Consider the following 15,141-nt stretch of genomic DNA (forward strand, 5'->3'; position numbering starts at 1 on the left):
TCCGCATCGACGTCATGAGGTGAATTGGCGTGGCTCTTCCGCCCCTCACTCCCGAACAGCGCGCGGCAGCACTCGAGAAGGCGGCCGCGGCCCGGCGTGAGCGTGCCGAGGTCAAGAACCGGCTCAAGCACTCGGGGGCTTCACTCTCCGAGGTCGTCCGCGAGGGCCAGAAGAACGACGTAATCGGCAAGATGAAGGTCTCGGCGCTGCTCGAGTCCCTGCCCGGCGTGGGCAAGGTCCGGGCGAAGCAGATCATGGAGCGGCTGTCGATCTCCGAGACCCGCCGGGTCCGGGGCCTCGGCGCCAACCAGATCGCGGCCCTCGAGCGCGAGTTCGGCGGCGCCAAGTAGCAGGCACCCGGCGCCGCGCACCGACGCGCGGCGGTCGGGCCCGCTCCTGGCACGACCGCGCCGAGAGGGCTTTCGGGGCTTGGTTGCCCTTCTCGGCGCGGAGGACCATCCCGCGTGGCGTCGTGGGGTAACCTCGGTGCGCGTGAACCCCACGCACTCCGGTCAAGATGACCCGCCGACGCCGCCGACCCCCACAGGTGGGGCGCGTGTGCCCGTGGGGAAGGCGAGTACGGCAGCCTTCCCGCAGGCCGTCGGCCGGCGGTCCGAGGACCGCCGCCGCACCGCGGTCGCGACGCCCCGCCGCCTGACCGTCCTGTCCGGGCCGTCCGGGGTGGGCAAGAGCACCGTGGTAGCACACCTGCGCTCGGCGCACCCGGAGGTCTGGCACTCGGTCTCGGTGACCACGCGCCACGCCCGGCCCGGAGAGATCCACGGGGTGCACTACTTCTTCACCGACCCCGTGGCCTTCGAGAAGCTGGTGGCCAACAACGAACTGCTCGAATGGGCGCAGTTCGCCGGCCACCACTACGGCACGCCGCGCCAAGCGGTCCTGGACCGGCTGGCCGCGGGCACGCCGACGTTGCTGGAGATCGACCTACAGGGCGCGCGCCAGGTACGCGCCGCGATGCCGGAGGCGCTCCAGGTCTTCCTCGCCCCGCCCAGCTGGGATGAGTTGGTGCGGCGGCTGACCCGCCGCGGCACCGAGCCGCCCGAGGTGATCGAGCAGCGGCTGGCCGCCGCCCGGGTGGAGCTGGCCGCCGAACCCGAGTTCGACGTCACCCTGGTCAACACGTCCGTCGAGGACGTGGCCCGCGAACTGTTAAACTTAATGGGCCTGTCCTGAGCGACAGGCCGTGTTCGATTCGAACCATGTTTTTCTCAAGATCGGAAGGCCTCCTTCGTGTCCGTAAGTGAGCCCGAGGGCATCATCAACCCGCCGATCGACGAGCTGCTTGAGGCAACCGACTCCAAGTACAGCCTGGTGATCTACGCGGCCAAGCGCGCCCGGCAGATCAACGCCTACTACTCGCAGCTCGGCGAGGGGCTGCTGGAGTACGTCGGCCCGCTGGTCGACACGCATGTGCATGAGAAGCCGCTGTCGATCGCCCTGCGCGAGATCAACGCCGGCCTGCTGACCGCGGAGCCGATCGAGCAGGCCTGACCCGGCGGCCACGGGGCGAGGGAGCGATCGAGAAGTGGCCTCTGAACCCCCGCCTCGGCCCCGCGTCGTCCTCGGCGTCGGCGGTGGGATCGCCGCGTACAAGGTGTGCGAGGTGCTGCGGCGCCTCACCGAGTCAGGGCACGACGTACGCGTCGTACCGACCGCGTCAGCGCTTCGCTTCGTCGGCGCCGCTACGTGGGAGGCGCTTTCCGGGCACTCGGTCTCGACCGAGGTCTGGGACTCCGTGCACGAGGTGCCGCACGTGCGCCTCGGGCAGAGTGCCGATCTGGTGCTCGTCGCCCCCGCCACGGCCGACCTGATCGCGCGGGCCGCGCACGGCCTAGCCGACGACCTGCTGACCAGTACGCTGCTCACCGCCCGCTGCCCGGTGGTCTTCTGCCCCGCGATGCACACCGAGATGTGGGAGCACCCCGCGACCCGGGAGAACGTCGCCACCCTCCGCCGCCGCGGCGCGATCGTGCTTGACCCAGCGGTGGGCCGGCTCACTGGAGCCGACTCCGGTGCCGGACGGCTGCCCGAGCCTGTGGAAATCTTCGAATTCGCCGCCGCAGTGCTGCGCCGCGGCGGGCCGCTGCCCGAGGACTTGGCCGGACTGCGCGTGGTGGTCTCGGCCGGCGGCACTCGCGAGCCGCTGGACCCGGTGCGCTACCTCGGAAACCGCTCGTCCGGCCTACAGGGCTACGCACTGGCCTCGGCCGCCGTAGCGCGTGGTGCGGAAGTGACCGTGGTCGCCGCGAACGTCACGTTGCCGGATCCGGCCGGGGCCAAGGTGATCCGGGTCGGCACCGCGCTGGAGCTGCGCGACGCGATGCGTGCCGCGGCGGCCGAGGCGCAGGTCGTGGTCGCGAACGCCGCCGTGGCCGACTTCCGGCCCGCGCACTACGCCGAGTCGAAGATCAAGAAGTCCGACGACCGCTCGGCCCCGGTGATCGATCTGGTGCAGAACCCGCACGTGCTGCGGGAGCTCGGCCGTGAACGGCTCGCCGAGGGGCAGACCGTGGTGGGCTTCGCCGCGGAGACCGGCGACGAGCTCCACTCGTTCCTGGAGCTCGGCCGCCGCAAGGTGGCCGCGTACGGCGTGGACCTACTGGTGGCCAACGAGGTCGGCGCGGACAAGGTCTTCGGCCAGCCGGTGACCCAGGGTGTGATCATCGGTGCGGACGGCGTGGAGACCCCGGTGCCGCCGGGTTCCAAGCGTGCGCTGGCCGACGCGGTGTGGGACCGCGTCGTCGAATTGCGCCGTATGTCTTAGCCGTAATGTTTTAAGCGGCACTGTGCGGCGCTGTGTTGTAACCGGCACTGTGTAACCGGTACTACGCAGTCGGGAGCTCGCAGTTGGCGCCGGCTCGCGACTGTGTAACCTTCAACTCTTCCGACAGGTCTACCTGTCGGCCTGGTATGCGTGGATAAAATGATCCGAGCACATGTGCGGGTCGCGTCGAGGGCGGACCCGTCGACAGGCAGACAGTCAGCAGCCGCTGCGAGAAGGAGTCGTCCCGTGGTCCGTCCGGACACCGACCGCCGCTTGTTCACCTCCGAATCCGTGACCGAGGGGCACCCCGACAAGATCGCCGACCAGATCTCCGACTCGATCCTCGACGCGCTGCTCAAGGAGGACGCCGCCTCGCGCGTGGCGGTCGAGACGCTGATCACCACGGGCCAGGTGCACATCGCCGGCGAGGTCACCACCACCGGCTGGGCGGACATCCCGACCATCGTGCGCGAGACCATCCTCAACATCGGCTACGACTCCTCGAAGAAGGGCTTCGACGGGGCGTCCTGCGGCGTGTCGGTCTCCATCGGCTCGCAGTCTCCGGACATCGCGCAGGGCGTGGACTCGGCGTACGAGGCGCGGATCGACGGCGAGGCGTCCGACGAACTGGACCTACAGGGTGCCGGCGACCAGGGTCTGATGTTCGGCTACGCCTGCTCCGACACTCCCGAGCTGATGCCGCTGCCGATCGCGCTGGCGCACCGGCTGGCCCAGCGCCTGGCCCAGGTGCGCAAGGACGGCACCGTGGCCTACCTGCGCCCGGACGGCAAGACCCAGGTCACCATCGAGTACGACGGCGACCGGCCGGTGCGCCTGGACACCGTGGTGGTCTCCTCGCAGCACGCCTCGGACATCGACCTGGCCACGCTGCTGGCGCCGGACGTCAAGGAGTACGTGGTCGACCACGTACTCGCCGAGCTGGCGGCGGGCGGCCTGGAGATCGACACCGAGGGCTACCGGCTGCTGGTGAACCCGACTGGCCGGTTCGAGATCGGCGGTCCGATGGGCGACGCGGGGCTGACCGGGCGCAAGATCATCGTGGACACGTACGGCGGAATGGCGAGGCACGGCGGCGGCGCGTTCTCCGGCAAGGACCCGTCGAAGGTGGACCGCTCGGCGGCGTACGCGATGCGCTGGGTCGCCAAGAACATCGTCGCCGCCGGCCTGGCGACGCGCGCCGAGGTGCAGGTGGCGTACGCGATCGGCAAGGCCGCGCCGGTGGGTCTGTTCGTCGAGACCTTCGGCACCGAGACCGTGCCGGTGCAGCGCATCCAGCAGGCCGTCGGCGAGGTCTTCGACCTGCGGCCGGCCGCGATCATCCGGGACCTGGACCTCAAGCGCCCGATCTACAACCAGACCGCCGCATATGGGCACTTCGGCCGTGAGCTGCCCGATTTCACCTGGGAGCAGGCCACCCGGGTCGAGGCGCTCAAGTCCACGGTGAGCTGACTGCGGCCGTCGACTGCGGTTGTGTGATTTTCTCTTCTTCCCAGCTATTCCCCCAGCTTGACGCGGCGTCAGATCTGGCGCCGCGTCAAGTGCGTTCGGCGGCGCTCCGCTTGTCGGCCCGGTCCGGTACAAAGGACGGATGAACCAGCCGGGCGAGCAGATGGCGCTCGTCCGCGCCGAGGCCGCACGAGGCAAGGCGCGGGCCGCGACCGCAGGCCCGGCGGCAGCGCAGCCCGCGGCACATGACCCGGTCGCACGGGTCATTGTGGACGTCGAGCCTGCGCACCTCGACCGGCTGTGGGACTACACGGTCCCGGCGAAGCTCGCGCAGGACGCGCAGCCGGGCGTGCGAGTACGCGTCCGGTTCGCCGGGCAGCTCGTGGACGGCTACCTGTGGGAGCGGGCCGAGCAGACCGAATTCGTCGGGAAGCTGGCCCCGCTGTACAGCGTCGTCTCCCCGGAACAGGTGCTGACCGCCGAGATCGGCAAGCTCGCTCGCGCGGTGGCCGACGCCTACGCGGGCACGGTCGCCGACGTGCTGCGGCTGGCGATCCCGCCACGCCATGCCCGCACCGAGAAGGCGCCGCGCCGGGAATCGGTCACCGCGCCGCTCCCTGCATACGACCCGCAGCCGTGGAAGTACTACTGGCATGGCCCCGAACTGCTCGCGGCGCTGGCCGACGGCGGCATTCCACGCGCGGTATGGACCGCCCTGCCGGGCGGCGCCTCGTCGGCGGACGACACGATCGGCCCCGACTGGGCTCGCGCGCTGGCCGCCGCCGTGCACGCCACGCTGCACAGCGACCGCAGCGCTCTGATCGTCGTACCGGACGGCCGCGACGTGGACCGGATGGACGCGGCGCTGACGGAACTACTCGGCCCCGGGCGGCACGTGGCGCTCACCGCCGATCTCGGCGCAGGGGAGCGTTACGGCCGCTGGCTCGCGGCCAAGCGCGGCGACGTGCGCTGCGTCGTGGGCACGCGCGCCGCAGTCTTCGCCCCGCTGCCAAACCTCGGTCTGGTCGCGCTCTGGGACGACGGCGACTCCTCGCTGGCCGACCGCGCCGCGCCCTACCCGCACGTGCGTGAGGTGCTCACGATCCGCGCGCACCAGGCCGGGGCAGCCGCGTTGATCGGCGGGTACACCGTGACCGCGGAGGGGGCGCAACTGGTCGCGAGGCGCTGGGCCAGACCGGTTGCCGCGCCGCGTGCCGTCGTGCGCGAGCACGCTCCGATGATCCGAACCGTGGACCCCGACCGCGACAGCGGGCGTGACCCCGGCGCAGCCGTCGCGCGCATCCCCACGCTCGCCTGGCGCGTTGCCCGGGACGGCCTGCAACGCGGCCCGGTGCTCGTTCAAGTGCCGCGCACCGGGTACCTGCCTGCCCTCGCGTGCGTCCGCTGCCGCGAACCCGCGCACTGCGCACACTGCCACGGCGCGCTCGCGCTGGCCGGTGCCGCGGACTCGGCACGTTGCCGTTGGTGCGGCCGTATCGCCGAGCGCTGGCGCTGCGATCGTTGCGGCGCAAACCGATTCCGCGCCCGCGCCACCGGAGCGGCCCGCAGCGCGGAGGAACTCGGCCGGGCGTTCACGGGCGTCCCGGTGCGCTTGAGCAGAGGCGGCGCGATCCTCACCGAGGTCGGCCCGGAGCCCGCGCTCATCGTCGCGACGCCCGGAGCGGAGCCGACCGCGCCAGGCGGCTACGCGGCGGCGGTGCTGCTCGACGGCGACCTGCTGCTTGGCGTGCCCGTGCTGCGCGCGGCCGAGCAGGCGCTGCGGCGCTGGCTGGCCGTGGCGGCCCTGGTGCGCCCGGCCGCAGAAGGCGGCGTGGTCGCGGTCGCCGCCGAGTCTGCCGCGGCGCCAGTCCAGGCGCTGGTGCGCTGGGATCCGGCTGCCTTCGCCCGCCGCGAGCTGGCCGACCGCGCTGAACTTGGTTATCCGCCGGCCGCGCGGATAGCGGAGCTGACCGCGCCGTATTCGGCTCTCGACGACTTCATGGCGGTGCTCGCGCTGCCCGAAGGCGCCGAGATCCTCGGCCCCACCGAGGTGCCCGGCAGTGGCGACGTTCGTGGTGGCGAGCTGCGTGAGGCGGTTCACCGGGTGCTGATTCGCTGCCCGCGCTCCGCCGGGCGTCGGCTAGCCGAAGCATTGACGGCGACTCAGGGCATCCGCTCCGCGCGTAAGGCGCCGGTGCACGTGCGTATCCGCATCGACCCTGTCGACTTGGCCTAGGGCACGCCCTGGCTCCGACCTGGCCTAGAATCGTTGCAGCGGGTGGGTTGGGGCAGAAAACGAGACGAACGGACGGCGTACCGTGGCGATCCAGCGGATCCGGCTTTTCGGTGATCCGGTGTTGCGCACCAAGGCGGCGCCGGTCGTCGACTTCGACAAGGAGCTGCGGCGTCTCGTCAAGGACCTGACCGACACGATGCTGGGCGCGCCCGGCGCGGGCCTGGCCGCACCCCAGATCGGCGTCTCGCTGCGAGTCTTCGCGTACAACGTGGAAGGCGAAGTCGGGCATCTGATCAACCCGGTGCTCGACCTGTCGGACGAGACCCAGGACGGCGACGAGGGCTGCCTGTCCATCCCGGACCTGCCGTTCCCGTGCGTACGTGCGCTGCGTGCCGTCGCGAAGGGCTTCAACGAGTTCGGCGACCCGGTCGTCATCGAGGGCAGCGACAAGCTGGCCCGCTGCTTTCAGCACGAGACCGACCACCTCGACGGCGTGCTGTTCATCGACCGGCTCGACCGCGAGACCCGCAAAGCCGCGCTGCGTGCGATCCGCCAGGCCGACTGGGCGAACGGCGGCGCCGTGAGCGGCAGCATTGCAAACGGCAGTGGGTCCGCGGGCACCGAACCGCCGCAGATCAGGGTCTCGCCGCATCCGACCTTCGGCCAGGCGCGCTGAGGGCCGGCGATGAGGGTTCTGTTCGCCGGGACGCCGGAGACGGCGGTCCCCTCGCTGGAGGCGTTGCTCGGCTCCCGGCACGAGGTGGTCGCGGTGCTCACCCGGCCGGATGCGCCGACCGGGCGCGGACGGCACGTGGAGCAGTCACCGGTGCGTCACGTCGCCGAGCAGGCCGGCGTCGAGGTGCTCACGCCGCCACGGCCGCGCGACCCGGCGTTCATCGCGCGCCTGGCTGAGCTGGCCCCCGACGCGTGTCCGGTCGTCGCGTACGGTGGGCTGATCCCGCCCGCCGCGCTGGCCGTCCCCCGGCACGGCTGGGTCAACCTGCACTTCTCACTGCTGCCGGCTTGGCGCGGCGCCGCCCCGGTGCAACACGCCATCCTGGCCGGCGACGAGATCACCGGTGCGTGCACGTTCCTGCTTGAGGAGGGCTTGGACACCGGGCCGCTGTTCGGCACCGTGACCGAGGAGATCGGCCGTACCGACACCAGTGGTGACCTGCTCGCCCGATTGGCCGTGGACGGCGCGCGGCTGCTGGTCGCAACGCTCGACGGGATCGAGGACGGTCGGCTGACCGCGGTACCGCAGCCTACCGACGGTGTTACGCACGCGCCGAAGCTGACCACCGACGACGCCCGTATCGACTGGAAGACTCCGGCGTTACACATCGACCGGCAGGTGCGCGCATGCACCCCCGCACCGGGCGCCTGGACGACCCTGGACGGCGAACGGGTCAAGATCTTCCCGGTGACACCGATCCCTGGCGTCACGCAGATCGAGCCGGGTGCGATCCTCGCCGACAAGCGCGGACTCCAGGTCGGGACCGGTTCCGGACACACCGTACGGCTCGGCGAGGTCCAGGCGCAGGGCAAGAAGAGGATGACGGCGGCCGACTGGGCACGCGGCCTGCGCCTACAGAGCGATGCACGGTTCGAGTAGTGGGCAGCAGCGGGCAATTCGAGCAGCGGGCGGGCGGGCCCGTTTCGCACGGGATAATGGGCTGATGCGCACTGACCCGGCCCGACTCGCCGCCTACGACACCCTCCGTGCGGTGTCGGACCGCGAAGCCTATGCGAACCTCGTCCTTCCCAAGCTGCTCACCGATCGGCGACTCGACGCGCGCGACGCCGCGCTCGCGACCGAGCTGGCTTACGGCGCGCTACGCGGACGCGGGACGTACGACGCGATCCTGGCCGAGTGCGTAGACCGGCCGCTCGCGCAGCTCGACCCGGAAGTCCTCGACGTACTGCGGCTCGGCGCACACCAGCTGCTCGCGACGCGTATTCCGGCGCACGCCGCTGTGGACGCCTCGGTCGAACTGGCCCGCGAAGTGACGCACGAGGGTGCGGTGCGCATGGTCAACGCAGTACTGCGCAAGGTCGCACGCGGAGATCTGCGCGACTGGGTGAACCGCGTCGCGCCCGACCCCGACCGCGATCCCGAGGGCTACCTCTCCGTCTACCGCTCGCACCCGGTGTGGGTCGTCTCGGCGCTCTGGGACGCCTTGGCCGCGCACCGCGGCAAGGAGAACGCCTACGCGGAGATCGATCGACTGCTCGAAGCAGACAACCTGCGCCCTGGGGTCACCCTCGCTGCACGCCCGGGACTGTGCGAGCAGGCCGACTTGGTGAAGCAGGGCGCCGAACCGGGGCGTTACGCACCGACTGCGGCCTATCTGCCCGAAGGCGATCCCGCGCACCTCGAAGCGGTGGCACGTGGCCGAGCAGGCGTGCAGGACGAGGGCAGCCAACTTGTCGCGCTCGCCCTTGCCGCCGCGCCGCTGACCGGCGGCTCGTCGGGCGGCCACTGCGACGATCAGCTCTGGCTCGACCTGTGCGCCGGCCCCGGCGGCAAGGCGGCGCTGCTCGCGGGCACGGCCTCGCAGCGTGACGCCAGGCTCGTGGCCGTCGAACTGGCCCCGCATCGGGCCAGGCTGGTCAAGCGGGCGCTGCAACCGATCCGCGGCGTGCATAAGGTGATCACCGCCGACGGTACGCAGCCACCGTGGCTTCCCGGCGTCTTCGACCGTGTGCTGGTCGACGCTCCGTGCACCGGCCTCGGCGCGTTGCGGCGGCGTCCCGAGTCGCGTTGGCGGCGCAAGCCCGCTGACGTCTCCCTGCTGGCCGTGTTGCAGAAGCAACTGCTGGCCTCGGCGTTGGACTCGACCCGCAGCGGCGGCCTCGTCGCGTACGCGACCTGCTCGCCGCACCTGGCCGAGACGCGACTTGTCGTCGAGGACGTGCTCGCACGCCGCGACGACGTCGAACAGCTCGACGCGCGGCCGTACTTCCCCGGCGTGCCGGAACTCGGCGACGGACCTGACGTGCAGTTGTGGCCGCACGTTCACAACACGGACGCGATGTACCTCGCGCTGCTGCGCCGCCGCTGACCTGATATCAATCTGACGTCTTACACCGTTCGAGCACGCGGCGAGTTGCTCAGGAGCTCTGAAAACCGGCAGGCTGGTCGGATGGCTATGGACGCGATCGGTGGTGGTGGCGGCGCTGGCAGTGGCGGCTCTGGTCGTGTGGATGGCAGCCTGCTGGCAACCAGCGACCTGCACGTCTCCTATCCCGAGAACCGCGCGCTCGTCGAGGGCATGCGCCCGTACTCGGACGCGGACTGGCTACTGGTGGCCGGGGACGTCTCCGAACGGATCGACGACATCGTCGCTGTGCTCAAGCTGCTCGCCGACCGCTTCGCGCAGGTCGTGTGGGTGCCGGGTAACCACGAGCTATGGACAATGTCGGCCACCGGCGAGGACCAGTTGCGCGGCGTGCAGCGGTATGAGCGGCTGGTCGAGGCGTGTCGCGAGATCGGCGTGCTTACCCCGGAGGACCCGTACGCGGTCTGGCCCGGCCCGGAGGGTCCGGTACGCATCGCGCCGCTCTTCCTACTGTACGACTACACGTTCTACCCGCCTGGTACCTCGTCGAAGGAAGAAGGACTCGCGTACGCGTACAACACCGGCGTCGTCTGCAACGACGAGTTCCGCCTGCATCCGGATCCGTATCCGTCCCGCGAGGACTGGTGCCGTGCGCGGGTCGAGCTGACGCTGCGCCGCCTGGAAGCCTGCGATCCGAACGAACCGCTCGTGCTGGTCAACCACTATCCGTTGGTCCGCGACCCGACCATGGTGCTGCGTTATCCGGAATTCGCCCAGTGGTGTGGTACGGCGGCGACGGCCGACTGGCACGTGCGTTTCCCGGTTACTGCGATGGTCTACGGGCATTTGCACATCCCGCGCACCACGTGGCACGACGGCGTGCGTTTCGAAGAGGTCTCGCTCGGTTATCCGCGCGAGTGGAGTGCACGTTCGATCGGTCCCGTGCTGATGCGCGAGATCCTGCCGGGCGTCCCCACCGACGGCGTGCTCAGCCGTCCGCCTGCGCAGACCGCTGCTCAGAGGGCTGCGCGGCGGTCCGCTCAAGCGTGGTGAGCTGCGCGATCGTCGCGGCCTCGGCAGGATCCGCCGGGGTGTCCAGGAATGCGTCGATGATCTCGCGTACCAGCGTCTCGGTGGCCAGCCGGTAGCTGAGCACCAGCACGTTCGCGTCGTTCCAGCGTCGCGCGCCCCGGGCGGTCTCCGCGTCCACGCACAGCGCGCCGCGTATCCCCGCGATCTTGTTCACCGCCATCGACGCGCCGGTCCCGGTGTAGCAGAACAGCACCGCCTTCTCGGCGCGCCCTTCGGCTACCGCGCGCCCGACCTCTTCGGCCACCTGCACCCAGTCGGCGGGCCGGTCGGCCAGCGGCCCGGCCGCGACCACGTCGAGCCCGCGCGACCTCAGGTGCTCGACAGCCGCGTCCGTGGATGTAGTGCGCTCGTCGCTGCCTACCGCCACCCGGACCTGCGTTTCGTCGCGGCCCGGCGTCTCGGTCATCTTGGCTCAGCCTCCTACGACAACGACACGTGGCGCGCATCTGCGGCGCGTGCCGTCCCACAGGTCAACGTTACCTGCGATGGGCCGGCCGCTGGAGAGTCGTGTTCAGGAGCGGGGCGTGGCACGGGCGGCCACGGCGAACTCGGACCAGCGCTCGCGCTCCGCCTCCGGAAGGCAGATCCAGTCCTTCATCGGGCGGCCTGCCATCGGCTCGAACAGGTGCGCGCCGTCGAGCGCCAGAGCCTCGGCGTGCTCGGCGGAGTCCCGTGCTAAGCGCACGACGAGTTCGTCCTGGTGCAGCCCGACGAACGCCTTGCCGTCGGGATCTTTGAGGCATGGCATCCCGAACATCTTCGACTTCTTCGCGCCCAGCGGCGCAAGCTCGTCGGCCAATGCGTCGAAGAGCTCCTGCGCAGTGTCAGCCATGAGTGCCCGACCTTTCCGTGCGGTGGTTGGTCCCAGTCTCGCCCAGCCCGCGACGTGCCGCAGCGGAAGGAGCAGGCGCGCTCAGAACTGGTTCACCAGCGCAGGGTGCCGCGGATCGTCAACCCGCACCACAACGTCAGCGACGTGCAGCGGATCGGCCTCGTACTCGTACCGCTCGTAGGCGGGCAACGTCCAGGCGGCCTCCGGCGCGGTCCTCCTGGCCAGCGCGGCGGACGAGAGCCAGAGATGGACCGCGAGGTCGAATGGCAGGCCCCGGCCGAGCAGCAGTGCGCCGTCGAGCAGCACGACGCCTCCCGGCGGCAGCGTCGTGTACTCGGCGCGGCTTGCGCGATCTCGTTCGGCGTCCCAGAGCGCCGGCAGCACCTTGCCGTCGCCGCCCTGCTCAAGCGGCCCGAACACCTCGCGGATCAGCCCCTTGGTGTCGAGCCACTCGTCGTAATAGACGTCGGGATCCGTGCGGCCGAACTCCAGACGCAGCGAGGCCGGGCGCAGGAAGTCACCCGCCGATACGCGCAGCGCCGCGCGCCCGCGTATCCGAAGCGGGTCGATCAGCTCCGTGGCCAAGCGGCCCGGATCGGCGGCCGGTGGGCCGTCGATGGCGACGCGCACCCAGGCGTCGCGCGGGAACTGTGCGATCCGGTCGGCGAGTCGTTCGACGAGGAGCGTCGGTGAGATCGCTTGTACGTCCATCGCACCATCATCTCGGCTTGATCCGAGTCGGGCGGTCTGTGTCAGGAGGAGTTGCGGCGGGACAGTCACGTAGAGACCATCATGCAGTAGCGCAGAGCGGTGGGCGACAATGGCGTTATGACGGTCCAGATCTCGCCCTCGATCCTCAACAGCGACTTCGCCAGGCTCGCGGACGAGGTCGCCTCGGTCTCCCGGGCCGCCGACTGGGTGCACGTGGACGTGATGGACAACCACTTCGTCCCCAACCTGACCCTCGGCTTGCCGGTGGTCGAGGCCCTGATGCGCGCCTCGGATCTGCCGCTGGACTGCCACCTGATGATCGAGGACCCCGACCGCTGGGCCCCTGCGTACGCCGAGGCCGGCGCACGTTCGGTGACCTTTCACATCGAGGCGGCCACCGCCCCGATCCGGTTGGCTCGCACACTGCGTGCGGGCGGAGTGCGCGCTGGCATGGCACTGCGTCCGGCGACACCGATCGAACCCTACGAGGATCTGCTGCCGGAGCTGGACATGGTCCTGATCATGTCGGTCGAGCCGGGCTTCGGCGGCCAGCGGTTCCTGGATTCGGTGCTGCCGAAAGTCCGGCGCACCCGTGAGGCGATCAAGCGGCACGGCGGCCAGATCTGGCTACAGATGGACGGCGGCGTCTCCGCCGACACGATCGAGCGTTGCGCGGAGGCAGGCGCAGACGTGTTTGTCGCCGGATCGGCCGTGTACGGAGCGCAGGACCGAGACAAGGCCGTACGCGAGCTACGCGCCCTCGCTGAGCAGGCGACCAGCAAGGCCACCATGAAGGGCACCCACCCGTAAAGCGCCTCCATAAGGTGCGCACGTAGGCCGCACGCACAAGGCGCGCCCGTAAGGCGCGCACCCCAAACACGCTAGCCGTCCGCGTTTGCTCCCGTTCCCCTTGCGAGTACTCGCAAGGCATTTAAACCTTGCAATGCAGCGAGACGGGTCAGCGCAGTCAGTCAGATCATCAGATCAACATGCGCAGCGCCCGCGCCCGCGCCTTCGGGTACGGCATCGCCAATTGCCGTCGTCTATCTGAGCGTCCGAATATGATCATCGGCGTGCAACTTCTTGAAGAACTGTTCTCCCTGCGTGGGCGTGCGGCACTGGTGACCGGGGGCAGCTCAGGCATCGGATACGCAATGGCTGAAGTCATCGCGCTCGCCGGAGCGCGCACGGTACTGCTGGCACGGCGCGAGGCGGAACTCGATGTCGCGGTCGGCCGGATCCGTGAGCTTGGCGGCGAGGCGCATCGGGTGGTGGCGGACGTGGCCGATCCGGTTCGGCTCGCCGAGGCGGCCGAGGAGGCAGTCGGGCTGGTCGGTGAGGTCGACATCCTGGTCAACTGCGCCGCGACCAATCCGCGGCCGCCGCTGGCCGCGCAGGGCCTCGCCGACTACGAGTCCGTGTTGGCCGCGAACCTCGCCGGGCCGTTCCAGCTCGGCCAGCGTTTCGGGCCGCGGATGGCCGAGCGCGGCTGGGGTCGGATCATCAACATCGGTTCACAGCAGTCGATCTCGGCCTTCGGCGACAGCGGGCTCTACGGTGTATCCAAGGCCGGTCTCGCGGGGCTGACCCGCTCGCAGGCCGAGGCGTGGTCACGATACGGAGTGTGCGTCAATACGATCATCCCCGGGTTCGTGATCACACCGCTGACTGCTCAGCTGGCATCCGATCCCGAGCTGGTCAAGACCTGGGCTGCGCGCACGATGATCGGACGCAACGGCCTGCCGGAGGATTTCCGCGGCGCGACGCTTTTCCTCGCTTCCACCGCCTCGGCGTACGTCACCGGGCAACTGCTGTTCGTAGACGGAGGCTTCTCCGTTCACTGATTCGCATGTCTAAGGTAGGCGCGGGCCTGTAAATCACCGGACTAAGGTAGCTGGAAGCCATCTAAGGTAGGGCCTAGGTCGCAAGTCGGGTCCCGAATTCGGGAATCCGACCGATCCGCCAGGGCTACCTGGGCGCAGATCGTAGAGGACAGGAGAACCAGCCCGACGAGAGCGGGCGGTTCTCACCGCAGACGATCCTCACGAGGGGCGATCATCATGGTGAGTGCCAGCTTTGGCCGCGAGATCGCAGACAGCCACTTCCAGCATCTGTTCGAGCAGGCCGAACACGACCGGCTGGTCGGCTGCCTGAAGCAGCGGCGCCGAGCTCGCGCGAGCGCAACACGACGTGAGGCGGCGGCCCGGCGCAAGGTGGCGGGGCCCTGCCCGCAAGACCTCGGTTGACGGCGTCGGCGCGCTCGCGGACGGAGACGACTATGGACGGGAATTTACATGTGATCACCGCGCTTGAGGACGTCAGCGGGGGCGTCGGGCTCGAAACGTCGGTGCGTACGATCTGCGGACGCTGGGCACGCTGGTCGGGCACGCCTACCAGGACCGGGATACATACAGGACCGGACCGGCAGCCCGGCGAGACAGCAGCGGCTTAGCTGGAGCACCACCTTGGATACTGCGTTGCCAGGGATACCGCCTTCCTGGCCTGCTGGTTCTCCCTATTCCGCTGATCGTCAGTCCTGAGCACTGGCCCGCTGTCGTTGCCGGATCCACAACGCTGCGCTCGTGGCAAGTGCTGCTGCCGTGACGGCGACTGCCGCTACGATCCTGCCCCAGGCCGCGCCGGAGTTGACCGGGGCCGCAGCGCCGAGCAGCGTGACTGCGGTTGCCGCAGTGGCAGCGAGCGGGGCGACCCCGTGCCGCAGTTGCCTGATACCGATCGGTCCGGCCGCGAGTGTGTCCACGGCGAGTAGGTATGTCATCAGGAGCGCGGCGTCGACCACGATCAGCCATGCTGGAGGGTCATTGAGTCCTGCGATGACCGTGCATCCGACGGCGAAGACCGTGTTGCGGTGCCGCGCCAACTGGGTGTTCCAATTCACCGCCGCGATGGCAGGACGCTGCGCCACGATGGGAGCAGCCCAGATCGCCGCGACCAT

17 protein-coding genes are annotated in these 15,141 nt (G+C 70.0%); 13 read left to right on the forward strand and 4 right to left on the reverse strand.

Annotation, left to right across the window (positions count from 1 at the left end):
- Positions 1-29 precede the first annotated feature (29 nt).
- The 10 genes from mihF to VGS97_RS00550 all read left to right on the forward strand — a co-directional run bounded on the left by mihF (position 30) and on the right by VGS97_RS00550 (position 10,603).
- Positions 30-350, forward strand: coding sequence for an integration host factor, actinobacterial type (mihF, locus tag VGS97_RS00505; RefSeq protein ID WP_211469867.1), 321 nt, complete (start codon positions 30-32; stop codon positions 348-350).
- A gap of 304 nt (positions 351-654) precedes the next feature.
- Positions 655-1,194 (forward strand): guanylate kinase, encoded by a 540-nt coding sequence (gene gmk, locus VGS97_RS00510; protein ID WP_349261921.1) that lies wholly within the window; start codon positions 655-657, stop codon positions 1,192-1,194.
- 57 nt (positions 1,195-1,251) lie between these two features.
- Positions 1,252-1,512, forward strand: a complete 261-nt coding sequence (rpoZ, locus tag VGS97_RS00515; protein WP_326851123.1) for a DNA-directed RNA polymerase subunit omega — start codon at positions 1,252-1,254, stop codon at positions 1,510-1,512.
- Positions 1,513-1,546: 34 nt separating this feature from the next.
- Positions 1,547-2,785, forward strand: a complete 1,239-nt coding sequence (gene coaBC, locus VGS97_RS00520) for a bifunctional phosphopantothenoylcysteine decarboxylase/phosphopantothenate--cysteine ligase CoaBC (RefSeq protein WP_326851124.1) — start codon at positions 1,547-1,549, stop codon at positions 2,783-2,785.
- Positions 2,786-3,031: 246 nt separating this feature from the next.
- The gene (gene metK, locus VGS97_RS00525) at positions 3,032-4,255 is read left to right on the forward strand and encodes a methionine adenosyltransferase (protein WP_349261918.1); all 1,224 of its coding nucleotides are present in this window, start codon (positions 3,032-3,034) and stop codon (positions 4,253-4,255) included.
- A 139-nt stretch (positions 4,256-4,394) separates the two neighbouring features.
- Positions 4,395-6,488, forward strand: a complete 2,094-nt coding sequence (locus tag VGS97_RS00530; protein WP_326851125.1) for a primosomal protein N' — start codon at positions 4,395-4,397, stop codon at positions 6,486-6,488.
- An 82-nt stretch (positions 6,489-6,570) separates the two neighbouring features.
- Positions 6,571-7,164: a peptide deformylase gene (gene def, locus VGS97_RS00535; protein ID WP_326851126.1), complete on the forward strand. Its 594-nt coding sequence runs from the start codon at positions 6,571-6,573 to the stop codon at positions 7,162-7,164.
- A gap of 9 nt (positions 7,165-7,173) precedes the next feature.
- Positions 7,174-8,103 carry a methionyl-tRNA formyltransferase gene (fmt, locus tag VGS97_RS00540; protein ID WP_326851127.1) on the forward strand — a complete coding sequence of 310 codons (930 nt, stop codon included), beginning with the start codon at positions 7,174-7,176 and terminating at the stop codon, positions 8,101-8,103.
- Between the two features lie 64 nt (positions 8,104-8,167).
- A complete protein-coding gene (locus VGS97_RS00545; RefSeq protein WP_326851128.1) occupies positions 8,168-9,553 on the forward strand; it encodes an RsmB/NOP family class I SAM-dependent RNA methyltransferase in 1,386 nt (461 codons plus the stop codon).
- Positions 9,554-9,640: 87 nt separating this feature from the next.
- A complete protein-coding gene (locus VGS97_RS00550; protein ID WP_349261922.1) occupies positions 9,641-10,603 on the forward strand; it encodes a metallophosphoesterase in 963 nt (320 codons plus the stop codon).
- Here the strand turns inward: VGS97_RS00550 and VGS97_RS00555 are convergent.
- The 3 genes from VGS97_RS00555 to VGS97_RS00565 form a co-directional block, all read right to left on the reverse strand.
- Entirely contained in the window at positions 10,539-11,048 is a 510-nt protein-coding gene (locus VGS97_RS00555; RefSeq protein WP_326851130.1) for an RpiB/LacA/LacB family sugar-phosphate isomerase, read from the reverse strand. The two genes, VGS97_RS00550 and VGS97_RS00555, sit on opposite strands and share 65 nt — an antisense overlap.
- A gap of 105 nt (positions 11,049-11,153) precedes the next feature.
- The gene (locus VGS97_RS00560; protein ID WP_326851131.1) at positions 11,154-11,474 is read right to left on the reverse strand and encodes a hypothetical protein; all 321 of its coding nucleotides are present in this window, start codon (positions 11,472-11,474) and stop codon (positions 11,154-11,156) included.
- Between the two features lie 81 nt (positions 11,475-11,555).
- Positions 11,556-12,185, reverse strand: coding sequence for a uridine kinase (locus tag VGS97_RS00565; protein WP_326851132.1), 630 nt, complete (start codon positions 12,183-12,185; stop codon positions 11,556-11,558).
- A gap of 117 nt (positions 12,186-12,302) precedes the next feature.
- Between VGS97_RS00565 and rpe the strand changes: the two genes are divergently transcribed.
- The 3 genes from rpe to VGS97_RS00580 all read left to right on the forward strand — a co-directional run bounded on the left by rpe (position 12,303) and on the right by VGS97_RS00580 (position 14,431).
- Positions 12,303-12,995, forward strand: coding sequence for a ribulose-phosphate 3-epimerase (gene rpe, locus VGS97_RS00570; RefSeq protein ID WP_326851133.1), 693 nt, complete (start codon positions 12,303-12,305; stop codon positions 12,993-12,995).
- Positions 12,996-13,246: 251 nt separating this feature from the next.
- Positions 13,247-14,029 (forward strand): SDR family NAD(P)-dependent oxidoreductase, encoded by a 783-nt coding sequence (locus VGS97_RS00575; protein ID WP_349261919.1) that lies wholly within the window; start codon positions 13,247-13,249, stop codon positions 14,027-14,029.
- Between the two features lie 216 nt (positions 14,030-14,245).
- Positions 14,246-14,431: a hypothetical protein gene (locus tag VGS97_RS00580; RefSeq protein WP_326851135.1), complete on the forward strand. Its 186-nt coding sequence runs from the start codon at positions 14,246-14,248 to the stop codon at positions 14,429-14,431.
- 284 nt (positions 14,432-14,715) lie between these two features.
- Here VGS97_RS00580 and VGS97_RS00585 read toward each other — a convergent pair.
- Positions 14,716-15,141 (reverse strand): hypothetical protein (locus VGS97_RS00585; RefSeq protein ID WP_326851136.1); only part of this gene is annotated, 426 nt, incomplete at its 5' end.

This window comes from Actinocrinis sp., from assembly GCF_035946395.1.
Classification (GTDB): Bacteria; Actinomycetota; Actinomycetes; order Streptomycetales; family Catenulisporaceae; genus Actinocrinis.

Excerpts from the sequence above, each read along its gene's own strand:
- fmt (WP_326851127.1), top strand. The coding sequence starts at position 7,174 with ATGAGGGTTCTGTTCGCCGGGACGCCGGAGACGGCGGTCCCCTCGCTG.
- VGS97_RS00545 (WP_326851128.1), top strand. The coding sequence starts at position 8,168 with ATGCGCACTGACCCGGCCCGACTCGCCGCCTACGACACCCTCCGTGCG.
- rpe (WP_326851133.1), top strand. The coding sequence starts at position 12,303 with ATGACGGTCCAGATCTCGCCCTCGATCCTCAACAGCGACTTCGCCAGG.
- VGS97_RS00580 (WP_326851135.1), top strand. The coding sequence starts at position 14,246 with ATGGTGAGTGCCAGCTTTGGCCGCGAGATCGCAGACAGCCACTTCCAG.
- VGS97_RS00530 (WP_326851125.1), top strand. The coding sequence starts at position 4,395 with ATGAACCAGCCGGGCGAGCAGATGGCGCTCGTCCGCGCCGAGGCCGCA.
- VGS97_RS00555 (WP_326851130.1), bottom strand. The coding sequence starts at position 11,048 with ATGACCGAGACGCCGGGCCGCGACGAAACGCAGGTCCGGGTGGCGGTA.
- VGS97_RS00575 (WP_349261919.1), top strand. The coding sequence starts at position 13,247 with ATGATCATCGGCGTGCAACTTCTTGAAGAACTGTTCTCCCTGCGTGGG.
- VGS97_RS00550 (WP_349261922.1), top strand. The coding sequence starts at position 9,641 with ATGGACGCGATCGGTGGTGGTGGCGGCGCTGGCAGTGGCGGCTCTGGT.
- VGS97_RS00565 (WP_326851132.1), bottom strand. The coding sequence starts at position 12,185 with ATGGACGTACAAGCGATCTCACCGACGCTCCTCGTCGAACGACTCGCC.
- VGS97_RS00560 (WP_326851131.1), bottom strand. The coding sequence starts at position 11,474 with ATGGCTGACACTGCGCAGGAGCTCTTCGACGCATTGGCCGACGAGCTT.